We start from the raw sequence: 21,928 nt of genomic DNA on the forward strand, positions 1-21,928 counted from the left end.
GGAGGAGCGGAGCGCGCCAGCGATCCGCTCCGGGGGACAGTCGCGGAGCCGGACACCCAAGCGCCGATGACCGGACCCACCGGAGACAGACGCCTCAAACCACCCCGTCGAACAGCATCACCTCGACGCTGTCCCCCACCGCCACGTTCCCCTGCTCGTGGCGAAGAACGATCAGCCCGTTGGCCTGCACCATCGAACTGAGCACACCCGAGCCCTGGTTGCCCGTGGTGCGCGCCACCAGCGTGCCGTCGGCCTCGCGCGTGACGGTGCCACGCTGGTACTCCGTGCGGCCGGGCTTCTTGCGCATGGCCTCGCCGCTGCGCGCTTGAAGCAGAACGGGGGGCACTGCCTCCGCGCCCATGAGGCGTTGAAGGGCCGGCCGCACGAAGGCCAGGAAGGTCACCATCACCGCCACCGGGTTGCCCGGCAAACCGAACAGCACCGCGGACTTCCCGCCCTCGCTGATGCGCCCCACCGCCATCGGCCGGCCCGGGCGCATGGCGATGCGCCAGAACGCCACGTCGCCGAGCTGCTTCATCATCGCCTTGGTGTGATCGGCCTCGCCCATGCTCACGCCACCGCTGGTGATGATGGCGTCGGCGCGCGCCGCGGCCTGGCGGAACGCGGCCTCCAGGCGCACGGGTTCGTCGGGCACCACGCCCATGTCGATCACTTCCACGCCCAGGCGCGTGAGCAGGCCGAAGACGGTGTAGCGGTTGCTGTCATAGACCGCGCCCTCGCGCGGGGCCTCGCCCAGGCTCAGGATCTCGTCGCCGGTGGAGAAATACGCCACGCGCGCGCGGCGCAGCACGCGCACGCGTGGCAGGCCCAGGCTGGCGATCAGGCCCAGGGCCGCCGGGCCAACGGTCTGGCCGCGGCGCAGGGCGGGCTGGCCGGCCATCAGGTCTTCGCCAGCGAAGCGGCGGTTGTCGCCCGGCTTCACCACACCGGGCGGCACGGTGACGGCCTCGCCCTCGACCTTGACGAACTCGATGGGCACCACCGTGTCCAGGCCCGCCGGCATGATGGCGCCGGTCATGATCTTCAGGCACTCGCCCTCGCCCACGCGGCCGCTCCAGGCCTTGCCCGCGAACGCCGTGCCCAGGCAACGCAGCACCAGTGGCGCGTCGCCCAAGGCGGCGCCGTCGAAGGCGAAGCCGTCCATGGCGGAGTTGTCGTGCGGCGGCACGCTGATGGGCGAGACCACGTCCTCGGCCAGCACGCGGCCCAGGGCCTCGAAGACGCCGACCTCCTCGGTCTCGGCGATCGGCGTCACCAGCCGCGAGAGGAACTCGTTGACCTGCTCGGCCGGCAGCGCCTTCGGGTCGTAGCCCTGCAGCTCGGCCGCGATCTGTTCGATGGACTTCATGGGCGGCCCTGCTCCAGCGCGTGCAGTTCGTCCAGGGTGTTGGTGTTGAAGAAGGCCTGCGGGTCGTCGCCGGGGCGGTCGAAGGGCACGAGCACGGTGCGGTGCTGCTCGGTCCAGCGGTCGATCTTGCGGCCGCCGGCCTGGGTGAAGGCCGCCAGGCTCTCCAGCAGGTCGACGCGCATCAGGCTGAACACGGGCTGCGCGCGCGGCTCGCTGCCGTTCTCGGGGGCGCTGGCCATCGCGATCTCGGTGGCGGGATCGTCGAAGGCCGAGGCCAGGCGCTGCGCCAGGTCCAGCGGAAAGCGCGGCGAGTCGCAGGGCACCGTCAGCAGGTAGGGCGTCTCGGCCCGCTCCAGGCCGGTGAGGAAGCCCGCCAGCGGGCCGGCGTAGTCGCCGAGCGTGTCGGGCCACACCGGCACGCCGAAGGCCTCGTAGGCGCCGAGGTTGCGGTTGGCGTTGAGCATCAGCTCGCCGATGCGGTCGCCTTCCTGGATCTGCAGCCGCATGAGCGCGTGCAGCGCCAGCGGTGTGCCGTTGAACTTCTGCAGGCCCTTGTCGGCCCCGCCCATGCGCGATCCCCGGCCGCCGGCCAGGACCAGTCCCGTGATTTCTCGTGCGTGAATCATTCGCGTGTATCGGTTGTCGGCAGGTGGCCCCACGGGCCGGACAGGGCGGCGCTCAGCCGCCGATGTAGCTCATCTCGACGCGCCGTTTGCCCTCGCCCGATTCGGGCGGCAGCGAGGCGCGCAGTTGCGAGTAGCGGTCGTCGCGGCCCTGCCAGATGGCGCCAATGGCGCTGGCCAGCTCGGCATCGCTCGCGCCGCCGCGGATGAGGTGGCGCAGGTCGTGGCCTTCGGTGGCGAACAGGCAGAGGTAGAGCTGGCCTTCGGTGGACAGGCGCGCGCGGTTGCAGTCGCCGCAGAAGGCCTGCGTGACGCTGCTGATCACGCCGACCTCGCCCGAGCCGTCGGCGTAGGCCCAGCGCTCGGCGGTCTCGCCCGGCGCGGTGGGGTCCAGCGGCACCAGGGGCAGTTCGCGGTGCAGCCGTTCGATCACCTGCGCGCTGGGCAGCACCTCGTCCATGCGCCAGCCGTTGGTGGCACCCACGTCCATGTACTCGATGAAGCGCAGCACGATGCCCGTGCCCTTGAAGTGGCGCGCCATCGGCAGGATCTGGTCGTCGTTGGTGCCGCGCTTGACCACCATGTTGACCTTGATGGGCCCCAGGCCCGCGGCCTGCGCGGCCTCAATGCCGGCGAGCACCTCGGCCACGGGGAAGTCCACGTCGTTCATGGCGCGAAACACCGCGTCGTCCAGGCCGTCCAGGCTGACCGTGACGCGCTGCAGGCCCGCGGCCTTGAGGGCCTGGGCCTTGCGCGCGAGCAGCGAGCCGTTGGTGGTGAGCGTGAGGTCCAGCGGCTGGCCTTCGGTGGTGCGCAGCGCGGCCAGTTGTTCGACCAGGATCTCCAGGTTCTTGCGCAGCAGGGGTTCGCCGCCGGTGAGGCGGATCTTCTGCACGCCGTGCGCGGCGAAGGTCCGCGCCACGCGCGTGATTTCCTCGAAGCTCAGCAGCGCGCCGTGCGGCAGGTACTGGTAGTCCTTGTCGAAGACTTCCTTGGGCATGCAGTAGCTGCAGCGGAAATTGCAGCGGTCCGTCACGCTGATGCGCAGGTCGCGCAGCGGGCGGCCCAGCGCGTCGCCTAGCAGGCCGGTGGGCGCCACGGGCTGCGCCGGCACGGTGGCGGCGCGCCGGTGCAGGCGCTGGTCGATGAGGGGGATGACCCGTTCGGACATCCCCCGATTGTGGGTCAAACGCAGCGGGCGCCGTCGACCTCCAGGCAAACCCCGGAAATGAATGCGGCTTCGTCGCTGGCCAGGTAGAGCACGGCGTTGGCCACGTCCTCGGGCGTGGAGAAGCGGCCCAGCGGGATGGTGCTGCGGAATTTGGCCAGGCGCTCGTCGGTGAGCTCGCCGCCCGCGAAAGAGGCGCCCAGGCCGGTGAAGGGGTTCATCACCGGGTTGACGCAGTTCACGCGGATGTTGTCGGCGCCGAACTCGGCCGCGAGCGATTTGCTGGTGACGATGACCGCGCCCTTGGATCCGTTGTACCAGGTGAGGCCCGGGCGCGGGCGCACGCCGGCGGTGGAGGCGATGTTGATGAAGGCGCCCCCGCCGTTGGCGCGGAACACCGGCACCGCGTGCAGGGCCGAGAGGTAGATGCTCTTGACGTTGACGGCGTAGCAGCGGTCGAACTCTTCTTCGCTCACGTCCAGCGCGGGCTGGTTCTTGTGCGTCCAGCCGGCGTTGTTGACCATGGCGTCGAGGCGGCCGTGGCGGTCAAGCGCGGCCTGCACGAGGGCCTTCACGTCGTCGGAGCGCGTCACGTCGGCGGCGAAGAAGCTCGCGCGCCCGCCCTTGGCGGTGATGTCGGCCACCACGCGCTCGCCGCCTTGGGTGTTGACGTCGTTGACGATGACCCGCGCGCCTTCTTCGGCCAGGCGGTGGGCGATGCCCTCGCCGATGCCGCCGCCCGCGCCGGTGACGATGATGGACTTGTCTTTCACTCGCATGCCTGAAATCTCCGTGTGTGACTCGAGTTCAGCCGTGGCGGATGGCCACGGTCTTGAGGGTGGTGAAGCCCAGCAGGGCCTCGAAACCTTTTTCGCGGCCGTAGCCGCTGGACTTGACGCCGCCGAAGGGCAGCTCGACACCGCCACCGGCGCCGTAGTTGTTGATGAACACCTGCCCAGCCTTCACGCGTCGGGCCATGCGCAACTGGCGCCCGCCGTCGCGCGTCCACACGCCGGCCACCAGGCCGAAGGACGTGCCGTTGGCCAGTCGCACGGCCTCGTCTTCGTCGTCGAACGCCATGGCCGCGAGCACGGGGCCGAAGACTTCCTCTTGCGCCAGGCGGTGCTGTGGCGGCACGTCGCGCACCAGGGTGGGCGCCGCGTAGTAGCCCTTGGCGTCGGCGGCCGGGTCGATCTGGCCCTGCGCGACGATGGGCAGGCCGTCGCGCTTGAGCTCGTCGAGGAAGCCGCGCACGCGCTGCTGCTGCGTCTCGCGGATCAGCGGGCCGAGGTCCAGGTCCATGCCGGGCGGGCCGGCGCGCAGGCCCTTGAAGGCCTCGCCCAGGCGCTGCAGCAGCGGTTCGTACAGCTGGCGCTGCACCAGCAGGCGCGAGCCGGCGCTGCAGGTCTGGCCGCTGTTCTGCACGATGGCATTGAGGATGAAGGGCAGGGCCGCGTCCACGTCGGCGTCGTCGAAGACGATCTGCGGGCCTTTGCCGCCCAGCTCCAGCGTCACCGGGCAGTGCCGCTCGGCCGCGGCCTGTTGGATGAGCGTGCCCACGCGCGGGCTGCCGGTGAAGCTGATGTGGTCGATGCCCGGGTGGCGCGCCAGCGCGTCGCCCACCTCGTGGCCGTAGCCGGTGACGATGTTGATCGCGCCCGCGGGGAAGCCCACCTCGGCCGCGAGCTCGGCCACGCGCAGCAGCGAGAGGCAGGCGTCTTCCGACGGCTTGACCACGCACACATTGCCCGCCGCCAGCGCGCCGCCCACGCTGCGCCCGAAGATCTGCATCGGGTAGTTCCAGGGGATCACGTGGCCGGTGACGCCGTGCGGCTCGTGCCAGGTGAGCACGCTGTAGCCGTCGAGATAGGGGATGGTGTGGCCGTGCAGCTTGTCGCCCGCGCCGGCGTAGAACTCGAAGTAGCGCACCAGGGCCAGGGCGTCGGCCTTGGCCTGCTTCGTGGGCTTGCCGCAGTCGCGCTGTTCGACGGCGGCGAGTTCGTCCGCGTGCTCGGCCACCTTGGCGCTGAGCTTCATGAGCAGGCGCCCGCGTTCGGCCGCCGTGAGGCGCGCCCAGGGGCCTTCAAGGCAGCGGCGCGCGGCCTGCACGGCAGCGTCCACGTCGGCGGCGTTGCTGCGCTCGATGCTGTCGTAGGGCTGTCCGTCGGCCGGGTCGATGACGGGCAGGGTCTGGCCCGAGGCGCTGCGCCGGGGCCGGTTGTGAATGAAATTCAGTGCCATGTGCGGGGCTCCTTCATTGCGGGCCGATGGCCGGCGCCGGCCCGATCGGCGCCACGGCGGGCGTCTTGTCGAACACGATGTCGCGCAGCGTGAGCGACACCGAGGGGAAGTAGGTGATGACGGCCAGGCAGCCGACGATGACCAGCACGAAGGGCAGCAGGTGGGCGATCATGCGGTCCAGCGAGATCCTGGCCACCGTGCAGGCGGCGAACAGGTTCACGCCGAAGGGCGGGGTGATCATGCCCATGGCCAGGTTGACGACCATGATCATCCCGAAGTGCACCGGGTCCACGCCGAAGTGCACGGCCACCGGCACCAGGATCGGCGCCAGCACGATGATGGCCGCCGAGGTCTCGATGAACATGCCGATGAGGAACAGCGCCGCGTTCACGCCCAGCAGGAACCACATGGGCGACTGCAATACCTCCTTGAGCCACAGGCCGATCGCGTCCGGGATGCCCGCGCGCGTGATGAGGAAGGCGAACAGGCCCGCGTTGGCGATGATGAACATGATCACCGCGCTGGAGATGACCGACTTGCGCAGCACCGGCATCAGGTCCTTGAAGCCCAGTTCGCGGTGGATGCCCAGGCCCACCAGCAGCGCGTAGAACACGGCGACCACGGAGGCCTCGGTGGGCGTGAACACGCCGCCGTAAATGCCGCCGAGGATGATCACCGGCATCAGCAGGGCCCAGCCCGCCTCCAGCGTGGCGCGGCCCACGGGCAGGCGGCCGTCGCCGTCGTTCTTGCCCAGGCCCTTGAAGCGGCACCACAGGTGCACGAAGAGCATCAGCACGCCGCCAATGAGCAGGCCCGGCACCACGCCGGCGATGAACAGCTCGCCGATGGAGACCTCGGCGGCCACGCCGAACAGGATCATGGGGATGGAGGGCGGGATCACCACGCCCAGCTCGGCCGAGGTGGCCTGCAGCGAGGCCGCGTAGCCAGCAGGGTAGCCATGCTTGACCAGCGCCGGGATGAGGATGGCGCCGATGGCGAAGGTGGTGGCCACCGAGGAGCCGGAGACCGCCGCGAAGATCATGCAGGTGAGCACGCAGGTCATGGGCAGGCCACCCTGCACGCCGCCCACCAGCGACTTGGCGAAGTTCACCAGGCGGCGCGAGATGCCGCCGGTTTCCATGAGGTTGCCCGCGAGGATGAAGAAGGGGATGGCGGCGAGCGGGAATTTGTCGATCGCGCTGAACATCTCCTTGGGCACGAGGATCAGCTTGCTGCTGTCGAACAGGGCCAGGCCCAGGATGGCCGAGCCGCCGATGGAGATGGCGATGGAGATGCTGAAGGCAAAGCCCAGCAGCATCGTGACGAGGAGGGTCAATGGCATGGCGCGGGGGCGGCGGCTTATTGGGCCGTGGCGAGTTCTTCGTTGTGCGGGTCCAGGTGGTGCGCGATCACGGCGACGATGCCCAATGCGGCGCCCACCGGCAGCGCGGAGTAGGCCCAGCCCATCGAGAGGTCCATGCTGGCGAAGGTCTGGAAGCGCACGCGCGTGACGAGGTCGATGCCGAACCAGATGAGCACGCCCATGAAGCTCAGGTTGACGAGGGTGATGATCCAGCGCACGGTGCGCTGCCAGGCGCCGCGCGACAGGCGCAGCATCAGGTCTACCGACACCAGCGCGCCCTGGCGCAGCGCGGCCACCACGCCCAGCATCACCATCCAGATGAGCAGGCGGCGCATGGCCTCCTCCGTCCAGGTGGAGGGCTGTTCCAGCACGAAGCGGCTGGTGACCTGCCACATGCCCAGGCAGGAGATGAGCGCGAGCATCAGACAGGCCACGGTGAGGCACAGCCCCGTGAGCGCGCGGTCCAGCCGCAGGAAGAGGGATTTCATGAAGTCACCTTCGAGTGCAAGCCCACCCAAGCGGGGATGCCGCGGATCCGGCTCCGCCGGTCCGCAGGCATCGCCCCCTGGGGGGTGACGGCCCACGTGAGTGGGCCGGCGCGGGGGGTACTTATTTCACCGCTTGGATGGCANNCGGCGGCGGCCTTCTTGCCGGCTTCCAGGAAGACCTTCTTGTCCTCGGCCGAGAGCTTGTTCCACACGGCGGGCGAGAGGATCAGTGCGGCCGGCGAGTACACGTGGCCGGTCAGCGAGAGGTGCTTCTGCACTTGCGAGAACTTGGAGGACAGGATCACGGGGATCGGGTTCTCCTGGCCGTCCACGGTGCCCTGCTGCAGTGCCGTGAACAGCTCGGGGAAGGGCATGGGCGTGGGCAGGATGCCGAAGGTCTTGTAGCCGTCCATGTGCACCTTGTTCTCCATGGTGCGCATCTTCAGACCGGCCGCGTCGCTGGCCTGGTTGATGGCCCGCTTGCTGTTGGTCATGTGGCGAAAGCCGTTCTCCGTCCAGGCCAGGTTGATCAGGCCCTTGGCTTCCATCTTCTTGCTCAGGTCCTGGCCGATGGGGCCGTCCATCACCTTGCGCGCGTGGTCGTAGTCGCGGAAGAGGAAGGGGATGTCGACGATCTTGACCTCGGGCACGAAGTTGCCCAGCGGGCCGGTGGAGGTGTTCACCAGGTCCTGCGTGCCGAGCTGCACGGCCTCGATCTGCTCGCGTTCGCCGCCGAGGGCCGAGTTGGGGAACTGCTGGCACTTGTAGCGGCCGGTGGTGCCCTTCTCGATTTCGTCGCAGAAGGTCGTGGAGCCCACGCCGTAATGCGAGGTGGTGGAGGTGGCGTAGCCGATCTTGAGGACGGTCTGTGCCTGGGCGCCGCCAGCGGCGGCCAGCAGGGCGGCCATGGCCAGAGGGGTGAGCAGCTGCTTCATCATGCGTTTGTCTCCTTGGGGTGGTTCACGGGCGAAAGAAATGGTCAGCGCGCGGGAGTCAGCCGTGTGCGCGCTGCCGCTGAGGTCACGGCATCGGGGTGGTCCTGCGCGTACTGGCGCAGGACGGCATGGAAGTCGGGGTCGGCCCTCAGCCCCAGGGCGCGGGCGCGCGGGCTGTCGAAACGCGCGGGCCAGCCGGCCACGATGCGCGCGGTGGCGGCGTCGGGCTCGTGGCTCACCAGCGCGGTGGCTTCGGGGCCGGCGAAGGCGGTCAGCGCATCGAGCATGTCCTGCACGCGCAGGCTCAGCGCGGGCAGGTTGATGGCGGTGCGCCCACCGAAGGCTTCGCGGCTGGCCTCGGCCACGGCGATGATGCCGGCCACCGTGGTGGCGGGCGAGGAAAGCGCCACGGGCGTGTCCAGCGGCACGGGGCAGTTGCTGGGCTGGCCGGCCAGGGGCTCGCGCAGCATGCCCGACAGAAAACCCGAGGCCGCGCCGTTGGGCTTGCCGGGGCGCACCGACACCGTCATCAGGCGAGCGGCGCGGCCGTCGATGTGGCCCTTGCGCGTGTAGTCGGCCACCAACTGCTCGCAGACGAACTTGTGGATGCCGTAGCTCGATTGCGGCGTGGGCAGGGTGTCGTCGTTCACCACGGCGGGCAGGGGCAGGGCCGGGTCGCTGCCGTACACGGCGACGGAACTGGAGAAGAAGAACAGGGGCGCGGGATGTCCGCCGGCGGTCTGCTGACGGCAGGCGTCGAGCAGGGCGCGCGTGGTGTCCAGGTTGGCGTGCAGGCCGAGGTCGAAGTCGGCTTCGCATTCGGCGGACACGGCGGAAGCCAGGTGGAACACCGCGTCCCAGCGCTGCGCGAACAGCGTGGGGATGCTGGCCATCAGGTCGCCGGCCAGGGATTGCACGCGCGGGTCGCGCTTGAGCGCCTCGTCGCGCGGGGCGAACAGGTCGGCCAGCATCAGGCGTTCGATGCGGCGGCCCGCAAGCTGGCCGCGTTGCAGCAGCTCGCGTGCGAGGCGCGTGCCCAGGAAGCCGGCGCCGCCGGTGATGAGGATGTTCATGCGGTGGCTTTCGTTGCTTGTTGTTCGCGCCAGCGGCGCAGCCAGCCCAGGCCGGCGCTGGTGCCCGCGCGCGGGCGGTACTCGCAGCCCACGAAGCCGGCGTAACCGAGTTCGTCCAGGCGCCGGAAGAGGTGCGGGTGGTTGATCTCGCCGTCGTCGGGCTCGTGGCGGTCGGGCACGCCGGCGATCTGGATGTGGCCCACGCCCGCGAGGTGGCGCTCGAGCCGTCGCGTGAGGTCGCCCTCGCTGATCTGGCAGTGATAGAAGTCCATCTGCACGCGCAGGTTGGGCGCGCCCACCTCGGCCACCACGTCGTGCGCCTGCTGTTGCGTGGTGAGGAAGTAGCCCGGCGCGTCGCGGCCATTGAGCGGTTCGATCAGCAGCGTGATGCCCAGCGGCGCCACGCGGGCGGCGGCCTGGCGCAGGTTGGCCACGTAGGTGGCGTGCAGGCGGGCCTTGTCGGCGCCCTCGGGCATGACGCCGGCCATGGCGTGCAGGCGCTGGCAGCCCGTGGCCTCGGCGTAGCGCAGGGCCGTGTCCAGGTTGGCGGCGAATTCGGCCTCGCGGCCAGGGAGGCAGGCCATGCCGCGCTCGCCGATGGCCTGGTTGCCCGGCGGCAGGTTGAACAGGGCCTGCGTGAGGCCGTTGTCGCGCAGGCGGCGCGCGATCTCGTTCGCGTCGAACTCGTAAGGGAACAGGTACTCGACGGCGTCGAAGCCGTCGGCGGCGGCCGCGGCGAAGCGCTCCAGGAAGGGCACTTCGGTGTACATCAGCGAAAGGTTGGCGGCGAATCGGGGCATGTCACCAGGGGGCGTTGAAGCGCTGGCGCAGCTCGTCGATGCGGGCGTCGCTCAGCGGGGCGGGGCGGGGGGAACACAGCAGCCACAGGCGCGCGGTCTCTTCCAGTTCTTCGAGCAGGGCCATGGCCTGCGCGGGGCTGTGGTGCCACACGACGGGGCCCAGGCGCTCGAGCATGACGGCGCGCAGGGGGTGGCGGGCTTGCGCGATGCGCTGCGCGACCTCGTCGGCCACGGCGGCATCGCCCGGCGCACGGTAGGCGATGTGGGGCACGTGGCCCACCTTCATCACCTGGTAGGGCGTGATGGGGGGCAGGATGTCGGGTTCGCTCCACACGCCCTGCAGGCTCAGTGCCACGAGGTGGGTGCTGTGGGTGTGCAGCACGCAGCGGGCCTGCGGCGCGGCGGCGTAGATGCGGCGGTGCAGGGCGAGTGTCTTGCTGGCGCGCTCGCCGGCGAGCGGTTGACCGTCGTCGCTCACCCAGGCCAGGGCCCCGGGGTCGAGCTGGCCGAGGCAGGCGTCGGTGGGGGTGATGAGGAAGCCGCCGCCTTGCGACTCGTCCAGGCGCAGGCTGATGTTGCCGGCCGTGGAGTGCGCGTAGCCGCGCAGAAACAGCGAGGCGCCCACGCGCACGACCTCGTCGCGGCAGGCTTGCTGGGCAACCGGGATCTGCGCCTGGCTCATGCGCTCGCCTCGGTCATGGCCAGGGCCTCGCGGAAGAAATCGGGGCCGCCGAAGTTGCCGGATTTGAGCGCGAGCAGCAGGTCGGCGTCGCCGCGCGCGGTGCGCGTGCCGGTCCAGGGCACGCCGGGGCAGATGCTGGGGCCGATGCGCAGTTGCCGCACGTCCAGCGCCTGCACCACCGCGCCCGAGGTCTCGCCACCGGCCACGACGAGGCGGCGCACGCCCGCGTCCACCAGGCCGCGCGCGACCTGGGCCAGGGCCCTCTCCACCAGCTCGCCGGCCGCTTGAACACCCAGGGACTGCTGCACCGCGCCCACGCGCTCGGGCGTGGCGGTGGCGTAGACGAGCACCGGGCCGTCGCTCAGCGCCTGCTGCGCTTTCGAGAGCAGCGCCTGCGCCGTGTCGCTGCCCTGGTGCAGGGCCAGCGGATCGACTTGCACACCCGCACCGCCGGCCTCCAGCCAGCGCGCGACCTGGGCGTTGGTGGCCTCGGAGCACGAGCCCGAGACGATGGCCGAGGCGCCGCGCACCGCTGGCAGCGCGGCGGCCGCGGCATCGGGCTGCAGCCAGCCGCGCCGCGCGTAGGCGGGGGGCAGGCCCAGCGCCACGCCGGAGCCGGCGGTGAGCAGCGGCAGATCGGCGCAGGCCTCGGCCAGGGTGAGCAGGTCGCCATTGCTCACGGCGTCGGCGATGGCGATGCGCACACCCTCGGCCCGCAGGGCGTTCAGCCGTTCGCGCGCCGCGTCGGCGCCCGGGGCGATCGCGTCGTGCCGCAACAGGCCCACGCGCTGCGGCGTCTGCGCCTGCAGCACGCGCACCAGGTTGGCGTCGGTCATGGGCGTGAGCGGGTGGTTGCGCATGCCCGAGTCGCTGAGCAGCAGATCGCCCACGAACAGGTGGCCCTTGAACACCGTGCGGCCGTTCTCGGGGAAGGCGGGGCAGGCGATGGTGAGCTCGGTGCCGAGCGCCTGCATCAGCGCGTCGGTGACGGGACCGATGTTGCCGCGCGGGGTGGAGTCGAAGGTGGAGCAGACCTTGAAGTAGATCTGCCGCGCGCCGGCCGATCGCAGCGCCGCGAGCGCGGCCAGGCTCTGCTCGACGGCGGCCTCGGGGGCGATGGTGCGCGTCTTGAGCGCGACGACCACGGCATCGGCATCCGGCAGCGGGCCCTGCGGCACGCCCAGCACCTGCACCGTGCGCATGCCCGCGCGCACCAGCATGCTGGCCACGTCGGTGGCGCCGGTGAAGTCGTCCGCGATGACGCCGAGGATCATGCGGCGGCTCCGCCGGGTGCGGGCAGGTCCAGCCCCGCGAGGGTGGCGTAGTACTTCACCACCGCGGAGTCGTCCTCGCCGCCCAGGCCCATGGCCGCGGTGGCCAGGTAGAGCTGGTGCGCGGCGGCGGCCAGCGGCAGCGGGAATTTGAGGGCGCGCGCTGCGTCGAGCACGATGCCCAGGTCTTTCACGAAGATGTTCACCGCCGACAGCGGCGTGTAGTCGCCGTCCAGGATGTGCGGCACGCGGTTCTCGAACATCCAGCTCATGCCGGCGCTGTGGCAGATCACCTCGTAGAGCTGGCGCGGGTCGGCGCCGGCCTTCATGCCCAGTGCCATGGCCTCGCAGGCACTGGCGATGTGCACGCCGGCGAGGTGCTGGTTGACCATCTTCACCGTGGAACCGATGCCGGCGCGATCGCCCAACCGGTACACCTTGCCCGCGATGGCGTTCAGCGCCGCGTCGGCGGCGGCGAAGGCCGCGTCGCTGCCCGAGGCCATCACCGTCATCTGGCCCTCGGCGGCCTTCTTCGCGCCACCGGAGACCGGGCCGTCGATGAACAGAATGCCGCGCTCGGCCAGGCGCGCTTCCCACTGCGGCGGCAGGGCCGGGTCCACGGTGGCCGAGGCGATCACCACGGATCCGGGGCGCAGGCCCTGCACCAGGCCGTGTTCGCCGAACAGCACGGCCTCGGTCTGCGCGGCGTTCACCACCAGCACCAGCACGGCGTCGCAGTGCGCGGCCAGCTCGGCCGGGTGTTGCACCGCGCGGCCACCGGCCTGTTCGAAGGCGGTGCGGGCGGCGGGCTGCGGGTCGCAGCCCCAGGTGGCCAGGCCGCGGCGCAGCGCGGAGCGCGCGGCGCCCAGGCCCATGGAGCCCAGGCCGATGACGCCCAGCGTGGCGGGCGATGCGGTGGTCGAGGTGGTCATTCGGTGCGGGGAGTGGCGGGTTTGAGCAGCGCGTCCAGCGCGCGGCGCACGGGCGGCGAGGCGTGTTCGATGCGGTGCGCGGCATTGGCCATGTGGCGCATGGCGGCCTCGCGCGCGGCGGCGGCGTCGCCCCGGCACACCGCCTCTGCGATGGCGCGGTGCTCGTGGTGCACCTGCACCATGTAGCCGCTGTCCAGGGATTCGTTGGTGCGCGTCACCTTCATGGCGTCGCGCTGGTACTGCTCCAGAAAACCGAGCAGGCGTTCGTAGTGCGGGTTGTCGGTGGCGCGCGCGATGCTGCGGTGAAAACGCAGGTCGGCCTCCACGCCGGGCGCGCCCACGGGCGGGCAGGCCTCCAGTTCGGTCAGCGCGTCCATGATCGAGCGCGCCTTCTCGGGCGTGATGCGCCGCGCGGCGAGTTCGGCCACGTCGGCCTCCAGGCCGCGGCGCACCTCCACCACCTGCAGCACGGCCTCCATGGAGTGCAGCACGGTGGGGTCGAAGGCCAGGGCGCGCGCCTGGTGGCTGGGCGCCACGAATACGCCCGCACCCTGGCGCGAGGTGAGCAGGCCGATGGACTTGAGCTGGCTGATGGCCTCGCGCACCACGGTGCGCGACACGCCGAACTGCTCGGACAGCCGCTGTTCGGTGGGCAGGCGCTGGTCGGGTTCGAGCTCGCCCGACTCGATGCGCTGCATCAGCAGGGCCGCGAGCCTGTCGGTCAGGCGCTGCGGCGCCTGCAGGGGCTCGGCGTGGTCGGGGGGCATGCTTGTCTCGGGCTTTTGTGTGCTTATCAGGTCATCATACAAGTTGGTCCGACAAAAAAAATCCCGGGAAAACCCGGGATCGTGCGGCGATCAGCGGCCGACGGCGACGAACAACGCGTGGTTGTCGCGCAGCCAATCGGCCGAGCGCTCGGAGTGCTGTTGCCCGGGGTGGAAATCGGGCCGGAAGTAGGCCCGCCAGGCCGACCAGTTGGCCCGCAGCAGGCCCTGGCGGCCCAGCAGGTGGCGCCCCGCGCTGCGCCAGGTGGACCAGCGCCACAGCGTGCCGTCGCGCCGCAGGTTGGCCATGGTCTGGCGCAGCGCGTCGGCGAGGAAGAACACGGTGATGCGGCGCATCCACTTCACGCGCCATTCGTGGTTGCCGCCCAGGGCCTGGTACAGATCGAAGGCGGTGCTCTTGTGTTCGGCCTCCTCGGCGCTGTGCCACAGCCACAGGGCCTGCAGCCGCGGCTCGCTGCCGGCCAGCACCTCGGGGTGGCCCAGCAACCACTCGGCGAAGAGGGCGGTGAAGTGCTCGTTGGCCGCGGTGATGCCCAGGGCGTGGCGCGCATCGGCACCGGCCAGCAGCTTCATGCGCGACTCGGCGCGCGGCGCCCAGTCGTTCACCAGGCCGTGCTTCTCGATCTGCGCGTTGAACAACGCGTGGATGCGCCGGTGCGTGGCCTCCTGGCCGATGAAGCCCTTCACCTCCGCGTCCCAGCGCGCGCGCTGGTCATCGGGCAGGGCCTTGGCGCCTTCGCGCACGGCGTCGATGAAGAACTGCTCGCCCACCGGGAAGCTCATCGACAGGGCGTTGAACCAGGCGGTGAGGAAGGCGTCGCCACCGCACCAGTGGCGCGGCACGGGCGTTTCCAGGTCGATGAGCAGGCGGCGCACGGTGAGGTCGGACATGGCGGTACTGGTACGGGTAGGTACCGCGCAACTGTGCGCGCCCGAGCGGGAGCTGTCAAGCCTGTGCCAGACTGCCACCTTTCCCTTGATGAGGAGCAGCGAATGAACACCTCGACGGCGGACCGGCTTCAAGTCATCCTGGTGGTCGAGGCGCCACCGCCCGGTGTGTCGTTCGCCGTGCAAAGCGGGCGCGATCAATTGCTGCCGCCGTTCGCCTCGACGGGCGACTCGCTGTCGTTTGCCTTTTCGCTGGACCTGGGCGCCGCCCTGGCGGACGGCGCCTTCAACTTCCGCGGCCCCTTGGCCCAGGGCACGCCGGCCGAGCGCTTCGTCTACCTGAACTCGGGCACGTACGCCGGCCAGCGGCAGACCCCCTGGGAACGCCGGGCGAAGATCAAGTTGGGAGACATCCCCCGGGACCTCGTGGCGCGCGCGGCGGGCCGGCCGGACCTGGCGATCGAAGGCCGCCTGCGGGGCACCGCGCGGGACGGGGGGCCGGTGTGCGCCACCGTCAAACCCCCTGACATCTCCTGGCACCTGGCCAGCCGCCCGGCGCCGTGAACCGGTGGCCTCAGGCCGCCGCCTGGCGCGGCACACCCGGCCCGCTGCCGCGCACCCGCCAGAACAGGAACAGCGCGATGCTCATGTTCAGCAGGTTCCACCCGATGCCGTTGAGGAAGGCCGCGTGGTAGCTGCCCGTGAGGTCGAACACCCAGCCCGACATCCAGCCGCCCAGGGCCATGCCCACCAGGGTGGCCATGATCACCGCGCCCACGCGGGCGCCGGCTTCCTGCGGGGCGAAGTGCTCACGGATGATGATGGCGTAGCTGGGCACGATGCCGCCCTGGAACAGGCCGAACATGGCCGAGATGAGGTACAGCGGCACCATGCCGTCGAAGGGCAGGAACATGAGCAGCGCCACGCACTGCAGCGCCGAGCCCAGCAGCAGCGTGCGGATGCCGCCGATGCGGTCGCAGATCCAGCCCGAGACGAGCCGGCTGACGATGCCGCTGGCCAGCATGAGCGAGAGCATCTCGGCGCCGCGCGCGGCGCCGAAGCCCAGGTCCACGCAATAGGCCACGATGTGCACCTGCGGCATGGACATCGCCACGCAGCAGGCCACGCCGGCCAGGCACAGCAGGGCCTGCGCCTGCGCGGGCTTCATGCCGAAGGGCCGTGAGGTGTCGGGCAGGGCGCCGCCGGGCGTGGCGGGCGCGGCCGTCACCACCACCGGCGGGCGCTGGCGCATGCGGTTGGCCAGCAGGTAGATGCCCGTGCCGCAGACGATGGCGAGCAGGAAGTAGGTGTTGCGCCAGCCGATGGTCTCGATGCCCCACTGCACCAGCGGCGGCCACACGGTGCCCGCCACGTAGTTGCCGCTGGCCGCGATGGCCACCGCGATGCCGCGCCGCTTGTTCCACCACAGCGCGGTGTCGGCCAGCAGCGGGGCGAAGGTGGCCGAGCTGCCCAGCAGGCCCAGCAGCAGGCCGTGCGCCAGGCCGAAGGCCCAGATGTTGCCGGACAGCGCGGCGGCCGCGAAGCCGCCGGCCACCGCCACCGCGCCCAGGCGCAGCACGGGCGTGATGCCGTGCCGGTCGGCCATGCGGCCCGTGAACAGGCCGCCCAGCCCCAGGCACACCATCATGAGCGTGTAGGGCAGCGAAGCGTCGCCGCGGCCGATGCCGAACTCGGTCTGCACGGCGGGCAGCACCACCGCCACCACGTACATGCCGGCATTGCCGAGGGTGACGAGGCCCAGCACGGTGAGCAGCCGCCAGGCGGCGGTGCGCGAGTCGATGAGGCTGGGGTCGGCGGGGGTGTTGTCTCTTGTGTCGTTCTTCATGGCCCGGCGATGCTACGCCGCCCGCGCGGGCCCTGCGTCCTCAGACGGGGGGTGCCCCTGTCACTCGACCGTGAACCCCACGGCCTTGACGATGGGGCCCCAGTGCTCGGTGTCGCGGCGCTGCATGGCCAGCAGCTCGGCCGGTGTGGACGACCTGGCCTCCAGCCCCATCTCTGCGAGGCCGTTGACCACCTCCGGCTTGGCCAGCGCCGTTTTCAGGGCGGCGTTGAGCTGCTGCACGGTGGCCGCGGGCGTGCCGCCGGGCAGGTAGAAGGCGAACCACTCGTCCGTGACGATGTCCTTGTAGCCTTGCTCGACGTAGGTGGGCACCTGCGGCACGAAGCGGCTGCGCTTGGCGCCCGAGACGCCGAGCAGGCGCACGCGCCCGCCGCCCAGGTGCGGCATGAAGTCGCCGATCGGGCCGCTGACGCAGGCGATCTGCCCGGCCGTGAGGTCCAGGATCGCCGCCTGCGTGCCGCGGTAGGCCACGTGGCGCATGGGCACCTTGCCGGCGCGGCTGAGCATCTCGCCGGTGAAGTGGGGCGTGGAGCCGGCGGCGGGCGAGCCGAAGTTGGCCTGGTCGGGGTTGGCCTTCAACCAGGCCATGAGTTCGGGCACGTTGGTGACGGAGGCCGGCACGGCCGGGCCCACGCCCAGCGCGAACTCGAACGAGCAGGCCAGCGACACGGGCGCGAGGTCCTTGAACGGCTCGTAGGGCAGCTTCTTGTAGATGTGCGGGTAGATGGTGAGCATCGACGCCGGGGTCTGCAGCAGCACGGTGCCGTCCGCGGGCGCGGCCTTCACGGTGGAGATGGCGATCTGGCCGCCGGCGCCGGTCTTGTTCTCGACCACCGCGGTGCGCGCGTAGAGGCCGCGAAGGCCGTCCGCGACGCGGCGGCAGACCGTGTCGGAGGTGCCACCGGCGGCGAAGCCGGTGATCACGCGCAGCACGTCCACGGGTGGCGTCTGGGCCTGGGCGGCAGCACTGCCGAGCAGGCCGGGCAGCGCCAGCGCGGTGGCGCCGTGCTGGACGAATTGGCGACGGGTCGATGGCATGGGAAAGTCTCCTGTGGAATGGGGGCGCAGGGCGCCGTGGGCTGGGAACGCGGAATCGACAACGCGGGTGGGGTGATCAGGCGGGTGATGGTTCAAGGGAGCGCGCGGCGCGGCGAATGAGCTCGGCCACGCTGCCGTCGTGCCGGAAGCCGGCGGCGTCGGCGCGTGCGGTGGTCAGGGGCGGCAGCCGGCCGAACTGGGCCTCCAGTGCCTCGTCGGGCCGGTAGCTGACGAGGGCCGCCGCGCCCGGGCGCTGCGCCTCGAAGGCCTGCACCAGCTCGCCGATGCTCAGGCGCAGCGCGGGCAGGGTCCAGACCGTGTGGCCGCCCAGGCGCTCCGCGGGGCACTGCGCGGCGTGCAGCAGGTTGTCGATGCAGGCCTGCAGCGACAGCAGCCACAAGGTGGCGGACGCCGACACCGGGCACACATACGGGCGCTGTTCCACCAGGGCGCGGATGAGCTCGCTGGAGAAGGCCGAGAGGGCGCCCGTGGGGGTGGGCGGGCGCGCGACGATGCCGGGCAGGCGCAGCGAGCGCGCGTGCAGGAATCCGCGCCGCGTGCAGTCGGCCAGAAAGATTTCCGCCATCTGTTTTTGCGCGCCGTAGCTGAGGGCGGGCCGCAGCGGCGTGTCGTCGTCGATGCGCGCGGGCAGCGGCGCGCCGAAGACGGCGATGGAGCTGGTGAACACGAAGGTGGGCGCCGCGCCGCCGCGCCGCACGGCCTCGACGAGCGCCAGCATGGCGTGCACGTTGACCTTCAGGCCCAGTTCGTGGTCGGACTCGGACTGCCCGCTCGGCACGCTGGCCAGGTGGAACACCACGTCGGGGCGGTTCTGCGTGATCGCTTCAATGACCGCGCCGTCGGCGATGCTGCCGCTGACGGCGCGCACGTGCGGCGCCTGCGGCGCCTCGGGCAGCCGCAGGTCGCACAGCGTGAGCTGGTCGATGGCCTGCCCCTGCAGCGTGGCGCCGGGTGCGGCCAGGCGGCGGGCCAGGGCGCGGCCGATGTAGCCGTCGGCACCGGTGATGAGGACTTTCATGGGCGGTGCGTCCTCATGCCGGTTTCGCGACGCGCACGATCTGAGACAGGTCCGCCTCGCCCAGGCCCTGCGCCTTGCCTTGGCGGAAGCGCTCCTGCACGGCCATGAGCACGGGCGCGTGCACCTCGGCCTGCTGCATGGCCTCGGCCACGTTGTCCAGGTCCTTCAGCATGGTGGCCAGCGCGCCGATGCTTTGCGCGGGTGGCGTGGTCATGCGCGGCACGAAGGTCTGCAGCAGCACCGAATCGGCCCAGCCGCCGGCCAGCGCGGTGGACAGCGCCGACGCGTCGATGCCGCTGCGCTGCGCCAGGCTCACCGCTTCGGCGATGGCGCACAGCGTGGTGGCGACCACGGTCTGGTTGCACAGCTTGGCCACCTGGCCGGCGCCCGAGTCGCCCATGCGGGTGATGGCGCGGGCGTAGGCGCGGAGGGCCGGGCTCGCATGCTCAATGGCGGCGGCGTCGCCGCCCGCCATCACCACCAGCGCGCCATTGGCCGCGCCCGCGATGCCGCCGGAGACGGGCGCGTCCACCCAGTCGGCGCCGGTCTCGGCCTTGAGCCGTTGCGCGATGGCGCGCGTGGCGGTGGGCGAGATGCTGGAGTGGTCCACCACGCGGCGCAGGGCGCCGGGCAGGCTGTTCAGGCCTTTGAGACCGTTCTGGCCGAAGGCCACTTGTTCAACGGCCCGCGTATCGGTGAGGCAGAGGATCACCGTCTCGCAGTGCTGCGTCAGCTCCGCCGGGTCGGCCGCGAGCGTGGCGCCCTCGGCCACCAGCGCCGCCGCTTTCCCGGGCGTGCGGTTCCACACCATCACGCGGTGGCCGGCCTGCAGCAGGCGGCGCACCATCGCGGCACCCATCAGGCCGGTGCCGCCAAAACCGATCGTGCTCAGCTCCGCCATCACCGGGCCTCCGTTTCATTCGGATCGGGGTCCGGGGTTTCGTACGGCCACTCGACCGCGCCTGAGTGGGTCACCGCACCTTGCCGCGCGGGCCGCACCACGAGCGCGTATTTCTCTAGCACGCCGCCCAGGCGCACCGGCGCGGGTGCGCTCCAGTTCGCGCGGCGCGCGGCCAGTTCCTCATCCGGCACCTGCAGCTCGATCAGGCCCGCCGCCGCGTCGATGCGGATCACGTCGCCGCTGCGCACCAGCGCGATCGGCCCGCCTTCCACGGCCTCCGGGCCCACGTAGCCGATGCACAGGCCGCGCGTGGCGCCCGAGAAGCGCCCGTCGGTGAGCAAGGCCACCGATTCGCCCATGCCCTGGCCGTAGATCGCGGCCGTCACGCTGAGCATCTCCCGCATGCCGGGCCCGCCCTTGGGGCCCTCGTTGCGGATCACCAGCACCTCGCCGGGCTCGTAGCGGCGCTCGGCCACGGCGCGCATGCACGCCTCTTCGTTCTCGAACACGCGTGCGGGGCCGGTGAACTGCAGCGATTTCAGGCCGGCGATCTTGAGCAGCGCGCCGTCGGGGCACAGGTTGCCGCGCAGCACGGTGACCCCGCCTGTGGGGTGGATGGCCTGGCCGCAGGGCCGCACCACGGTGCCGTCGGCGTCGGGCCAGCGCTGCAGCGCATCGGCCAGGCGCTCGCCGTCGAGCGTGAGCACGTCGCCGTGCAGGTGGCCGCCCTGCAGCAGGGTCTTGAGCACCATGGGCACGCCGCCCACCTCGTGCAGGTCGCGCGCGAGGTACTTGCCGCCGGGTTGCAGGTCGGCAATCAGGGGCGTGCGCTCGAACACCGCGGCCACGTCGTCCAGCGTGAAGGGCACGCCGGCCTCGTGGGCGATGGCGGGGATGTGCAGGGCCGCGTTGGTGGAGCCGCCCGTGGCGGCCACGGCGGCGCAGGCGTTCTCCAGGCTCTGGCGGGTGATGAGCTCGCGCGGCAGCGGCCCGCCGTTGGCGATGAGGCGCATCACCGTTTCGCCCGCGCGCTGGGCGATGGCCAGGCGCTCGCTGTAGACGGCCGGCATCATGGACGAGCCCAGGGGCGACAGGCCCAGGGCCTCGCCCACCATGGCCATGGTGTTGGCCGTGAACTGCCCGGGGCAGGCGCCCGCGCTGGGCGTGCAGGTGCGCTCGATGGCGAGCAGCTCCTCGGGTGGCATGGCGCCGGTTTGCACCGCGCCCACGGCCTCGATGGTGGTGAGGATGGTGGCCTGCCGTCCCCGCGCGTGGCCGGGCAGGGTGGCGCCGCCGAACACGAAGGCGGCCGGCACGTTCAGCCGCGCGATGGCCATCATCATGGCCGGCAGGGTCTTGTCGCAGCCCGCGAAGGCCACCAGGCCGTCGTAGGCGTGGCCGCGCACGGCCACTTCCACGCTGTCGGCAATCACCTCGCGCGAGACCAGGCTCATGCGCATGCCGGCGTGGTTCATCGAGGTGCCGTCGGACACCGAGACGGTGGTGAAGCTCACCGGCACGCCGCCGCCGGCCGCCACGCCCAGGCGCGCGCGGTCGGCCTGCGGCGCCAGGCCCATGGAGCAGGGCGTGTTCTCGCCCTGGGTGCTGACGATGCCGACGAGGGATTTGTCGAAGGCCGCCTCGTCGAGGCCGGTGGCGCGCAGGAAGGCGCGGTGCGGGGCGCGCGCCACGCCGTCGGTGACGGCGCGCGAGCGGTGCTTGTGCAGGGACTTGGGAGGGGTCACGGGATGGGGTCGAAGTGGGAAGCTCGGGTGAAGGATCAGGCGGCCATGTCCAGCATGTGCGGCATCAGGCGCAGGCGGTCGAAGGCCCAGGCGATGTCCTGTTCCATGGCGCTACGCGCGGCGCTGGCGTCGCCGTCGACGATGGCTTGCAGGATTTGCTGGTGCAGTTCGGGGTCGGGGCCCTGCGGCTGGTGCATCAGTTCGCGCGCCGCCCGCAGGTAGGGGCCGGACTGCAGCCACAGGCTCTCCACCATGGACAGCAGCGTGGGCGAGGCGGCCGCCTGGTAGATGGTGAAGTGAAAGGCCTGGTTGTGCGCCAGGCCCTGGTCCACCGTCGCCGGGCTCTTGAGCGCCTTGGCGATCTTGCGGGCAAGCTGCTTCAGCGCCTCGATGTCGGCGCGCTGCAAACGGGGCACGGCCCATTCGGTGAGCGCGCATTCCACCAGCACGCGGCTGCGGCGGATGTCGTCGAGCCGCTCCACGCTCAACAGGGGCACCTGCATGGAGCGGCTGCGGTGGCGCTCCACGGCGCGCTGCTCCGCCAGGCGCTGCAGGGCCGCGCGCACGGGCATGGTGCTGGTGTTCATGGCCTGGGCCAGCTCCTCGATGCCCAGGAGCTGGCCGGCGGCGAAGTCGCCGCGCATGAGCTGGTCGCGCAACGCGCGGTAGACCGCCTCGTTGATGGGCAGAGGGGAGAGTGGCGACATGCGGGGGTGGGATTCG

At 71.3% G+C, this 21,928-nt stretch carries 22 protein-coding genes; 1 reads left to right on the plus strand and 21 read right to left on the minus strand.

What is annotated here, in order from left to right; translation table 11 throughout:
- Positions 1-94 precede the first annotated feature (94 nt).
- The 15 genes from glp to GTO19_RS19375 form a co-directional block, all read right to left on the minus strand.
- On the minus strand, positions 95-1,369 hold the full coding sequence (glp, locus tag GTO19_RS19305) for a gephyrin-like molybdotransferase Glp (RefSeq protein WP_291023790.1): 1,275 nt from the start codon (positions 1,367-1,369) through the stop codon (positions 95-97).
- Positions 1,366-1,995 carry a molybdenum cofactor guanylyltransferase MobA gene (gene mobA / locus GTO19_RS19310; RefSeq protein WP_291023792.1) on the minus strand — a complete coding sequence of 210 codons (630 nt, stop codon included), beginning with the start codon at positions 1,993-1,995 and terminating at the stop codon, positions 1,366-1,368. The genes glp and mobA overlap by 4 nt, the downstream gene beginning before the upstream one ends.
- A gap of 52 nt (positions 1,996-2,047) precedes the next feature.
- Positions 2,048-3,163, minus strand: a complete 1,116-nt coding sequence (gene moaA, locus GTO19_RS19315) for a GTP 3',8-cyclase MoaA (protein ID WP_291023794.1) — start codon at positions 3,161-3,163, stop codon at positions 2,048-2,050.
- A 14-nt stretch (positions 3,164-3,177) separates the two neighbouring features.
- Positions 3,178-3,939 carry an SDR family oxidoreductase gene (locus tag GTO19_RS19320; protein WP_291023796.1) on the minus strand — a complete coding sequence of 254 codons (762 nt, stop codon included), beginning with the start codon at positions 3,937-3,939 and terminating at the stop codon, positions 3,178-3,180.
- 28 nt (positions 3,940-3,967) lie between these two features.
- Positions 3,968-5,401, minus strand: a complete 1,434-nt coding sequence (locus tag GTO19_RS19325; RefSeq protein WP_291023798.1) for an aldehyde dehydrogenase family protein — start codon at positions 5,399-5,401, stop codon at positions 3,968-3,970.
- 13 nt (positions 5,402-5,414) lie between these two features.
- Positions 5,415-6,743: a TRAP transporter large permease gene (locus GTO19_RS19330; protein ID WP_291023800.1), complete on the minus strand. Its 1,329-nt coding sequence runs from the start codon at positions 6,741-6,743 to the stop codon at positions 5,415-5,417.
- A gap of 17 nt (positions 6,744-6,760) precedes the next feature.
- Positions 6,761-7,252: a TRAP transporter small permease gene (locus GTO19_RS19335; RefSeq protein WP_291023802.1), complete on the minus strand. Its 492-nt coding sequence runs from the start codon at positions 7,250-7,252 to the stop codon at positions 6,761-6,763.
- A complete protein-coding gene (locus GTO19_RS19340) occupies positions 7,249-8,190 on the minus strand; it encodes a DctP family TRAP transporter solute-binding subunit (protein ID WP_291023803.1) in 942 nt (313 codons plus the stop codon). Before GTO19_RS19340 ends, GTO19_RS19335 begins: the two co-directional genes overlap by 4 nt.
- A gap of 41 nt (positions 8,191-8,231) precedes the next feature.
- Positions 8,232-9,260, minus strand: a complete 1,029-nt coding sequence (gene denD / locus GTO19_RS19345) for a D-erythronate dehydrogenase (protein ID WP_291023805.1) — start codon at positions 9,258-9,260, stop codon at positions 8,232-8,234.
- On the minus strand, positions 9,257-10,060 hold the full coding sequence (otnI, locus tag GTO19_RS19350) for a 2-oxo-tetronate isomerase (RefSeq protein ID WP_291023808.1): 804 nt from the start codon (positions 10,058-10,060) through the stop codon (positions 9,257-9,259). Before otnI ends, denD begins: the two co-directional genes overlap by 4 nt.
- A 1-nt stretch (position 10,061) precedes the next feature.
- Positions 10,062-10,742 carry an aldolase gene (locus GTO19_RS19355; protein ID WP_291023811.1) on the minus strand — a complete coding sequence of 227 codons (681 nt, stop codon included), beginning with the start codon at positions 10,740-10,742 and terminating at the stop codon, positions 10,062-10,064.
- Positions 10,739-12,016 carry a 3-oxo-tetronate kinase gene (gene otnK / locus GTO19_RS19360; protein WP_291023813.1) on the minus strand — a complete coding sequence of 426 codons (1,278 nt, stop codon included), beginning with the start codon at positions 12,014-12,016 and terminating at the stop codon, positions 10,739-10,741. Before otnK ends, GTO19_RS19355 begins: the two co-directional genes overlap by 4 nt.
- Positions 12,013-12,945 carry an L-threonate dehydrogenase gene (gene ltnD, locus GTO19_RS19365; RefSeq protein WP_291023816.1) on the minus strand — a complete coding sequence of 311 codons (933 nt, stop codon included), beginning with the start codon at positions 12,943-12,945 and terminating at the stop codon, positions 12,013-12,015. Before ltnD ends, otnK begins: the two co-directional genes overlap by 4 nt.
- Positions 12,942-13,712 (minus strand): FadR/GntR family transcriptional regulator, encoded by a 771-nt coding sequence (locus GTO19_RS19370; RefSeq protein WP_291023818.1) that lies wholly within the window; start codon positions 13,710-13,712, stop codon positions 12,942-12,944. The genes ltnD and GTO19_RS19370 overlap by 4 nt, the downstream gene beginning before the upstream one ends.
- 90 nt (positions 13,713-13,802) lie before the next feature.
- Positions 13,803-14,621, minus strand: a complete 819-nt coding sequence (locus GTO19_RS19375; RefSeq protein WP_291023821.1) for a metal-dependent hydrolase — start codon at positions 14,619-14,621, stop codon at positions 13,803-13,805.
- Between the two features lie 102 nt (positions 14,622-14,723).
- Here GTO19_RS19375 and GTO19_RS19380 point away from each other — a divergent pair, with 102 nt between their 5' ends.
- Positions 14,724-15,182, plus strand: a complete 459-nt coding sequence (locus tag GTO19_RS19380) for a DUF5990 family protein (RefSeq protein WP_291023824.1) — start codon at positions 14,724-14,726, stop codon at positions 15,180-15,182.
- Positions 15,183-15,192: 10 nt separating this feature from the next.
- On the opposite strand, the gene GTO19_RS19385 is transcribed toward GTO19_RS19380, so the two are convergent.
- From GTO19_RS19385 to GTO19_RS19410, 6 genes are all read right to left on the minus strand, one after another.
- Positions 15,193-16,464: an MFS transporter gene (locus GTO19_RS19385; protein ID WP_291023826.1), complete on the minus strand. Its 1,272-nt coding sequence runs from the start codon at positions 16,462-16,464 to the stop codon at positions 15,193-15,195.
- Positions 16,465-16,524: 60 nt separating this feature from the next.
- Entirely contained in the window at positions 16,525-17,520 is a 996-nt protein-coding gene (locus tag GTO19_RS19390; RefSeq protein ID WP_291023828.1) for a Bug family tripartite tricarboxylate transporter substrate binding protein, read from the minus strand.
- 76 nt (positions 17,521-17,596) lie between these two features.
- Positions 17,597-18,559: an NAD-dependent epimerase/dehydratase family protein gene (locus GTO19_RS19395; RefSeq protein WP_291023830.1), complete on the minus strand. Its 963-nt coding sequence runs from the start codon at positions 18,557-18,559 to the stop codon at positions 17,597-17,599.
- Between the two features lie 13 nt (positions 18,560-18,572).
- Positions 18,573-19,460: an NAD(P)-dependent oxidoreductase gene (locus GTO19_RS19400; protein WP_291023832.1), complete on the minus strand. Its 888-nt coding sequence runs from the start codon at positions 19,458-19,460 to the stop codon at positions 18,573-18,575.
- Positions 19,460-21,205, minus strand: coding sequence for a dihydroxy-acid dehydratase (gene ilvD, locus GTO19_RS19405; RefSeq protein ID WP_291023835.1), 1,746 nt, complete (start codon positions 21,203-21,205; stop codon positions 19,460-19,462). Before ilvD ends, GTO19_RS19400 begins: the two co-directional genes overlap by 1 nt.
- A gap of 35 nt (positions 21,206-21,240) precedes the next feature.
- Complete coding sequence (locus tag GTO19_RS19410; RefSeq protein WP_291023837.1) at positions 21,241-21,912, minus strand: GntR family transcriptional regulator; 672 nt, start codon at positions 21,910-21,912, stop codon at positions 21,241-21,243.
- Between the last annotated feature and the right edge of the window lie 16 nt (positions 21,913-21,928).

Source organism: Hydrogenophaga sp. (assembly GCF_011772445.1).
Lineage (GTDB): Bacteria > Pseudomonadota > Gammaproteobacteria > Burkholderiales > Burkholderiaceae_C > Hydrogenophaga.

Coding starts and splice junctions, on each gene's coding strand:
- GTO19_RS19370 (WP_291023818.1), bottom strand. CDS start 13,712: ATGCCCCCCGACCACGCCGAGCCCCTGCAGGCGCCGCAGCGCCTGACC.
- GTO19_RS19330 (WP_291023800.1), bottom strand. CDS start 6,743: ATGCCATTGACCCTCCTCGTCACGATGCTGCTGGGCTTTGCCTTCAGC.
- GTO19_RS19335 (WP_291023802.1), bottom strand. CDS start 7,252: ATGAAATCCCTCTTCCTGCGGCTGGACCGCGCGCTCACGGGGCTGTGC.
- GTO19_RS19410 (WP_291023837.1), bottom strand. CDS start 21,912: ATGTCGCCACTCTCCCCTCTGCCCATCAACGAGGCGGTCTACCGCGCG.
- ltnD (WP_291023816.1), bottom strand. CDS start 12,945: ATGACCACCTCGACCACCGCATCGCCCGCCACGCTGGGCGTCATCGGC.
- GTO19_RS19385 (WP_291023826.1), bottom strand. CDS start 16,464: ATGAAGAACGACACAAGAGACAACACCCCCGCCGACCCCAGCCTCATC.
- GTO19_RS19320 (WP_291023796.1), bottom strand. CDS start 3,939: ATGCGAGTGAAAGACAAGTCCATCATCGTCACCGGCGCGGGCGGCGGC.
- GTO19_RS19400 (WP_291023832.1), bottom strand. CDS start 19,460: ATGGCGGAGCTGAGCACGATCGGTTTTGGCGGCACCGGCCTGATGGGT.
- GTO19_RS19395 (WP_291023830.1), bottom strand. CDS start 18,559: ATGAAAGTCCTCATCACCGGTGCCGACGGCTACATCGGCCGCGCCCTG.
- GTO19_RS19390 (WP_291023828.1), bottom strand. CDS start 17,520: ATGCCATCGACCCGTCGCCAATTCGTCCAGCACGGCGCCACCGCGCTG.
- GTO19_RS19355 (WP_291023811.1), bottom strand. CDS start 10,742: ATGAGCCAGGCGCAGATCCCGGTTGCCCAGCAAGCCTGCCGCGACGAG.
- GTO19_RS19375 (WP_291023821.1), bottom strand. CDS start 14,621: ATGTCCGACCTCACCGTGCGCCGCCTGCTCATCGACCTGGAAACGCCC.
- GTO19_RS19380 (WP_291023824.1), top strand. CDS start 14,724: ATGAACACCTCGACGGCGGACCGGCTTCAAGTCATCCTGGTGGTCGAG.
- glp (WP_291023790.1), bottom strand. CDS start 1,369: ATGAAGTCCATCGAACAGATCGCGGCCGAGCTGCAGGGCTACGACCCG.
- GTO19_RS19325 (WP_291023798.1), bottom strand. CDS start 5,401: ATGGCACTGAATTTCATTCACAACCGGCCCCGGCGCAGCGCCTCGGGC.
- moaA (WP_291023794.1), bottom strand. CDS start 3,163: ATGTCCGAACGGGTCATCCCCCTCATCGACCAGCGCCTGCACCGGCGC.
- mobA (WP_291023792.1), bottom strand. CDS start 1,995: ATGATTCACGCACGAGAAATCACGGGACTGGTCCTGGCCGGCGGCCGG.
- otnK (WP_291023813.1), bottom strand. CDS start 12,016: ATGATCCTCGGCGTCATCGCGGACGACTTCACCGGCGCCACCGACGTG.
- otnI (WP_291023808.1), bottom strand. CDS start 10,060: ATGCCCCGATTCGCCGCCAACCTTTCGCTGATGTACACCGAAGTGCCC.
- denD (WP_291023805.1), bottom strand. CDS start 9,260: ATGAACATCCTCATCACCGGCGGCGCCGGCTTCCTGGGCACGCGCCTC.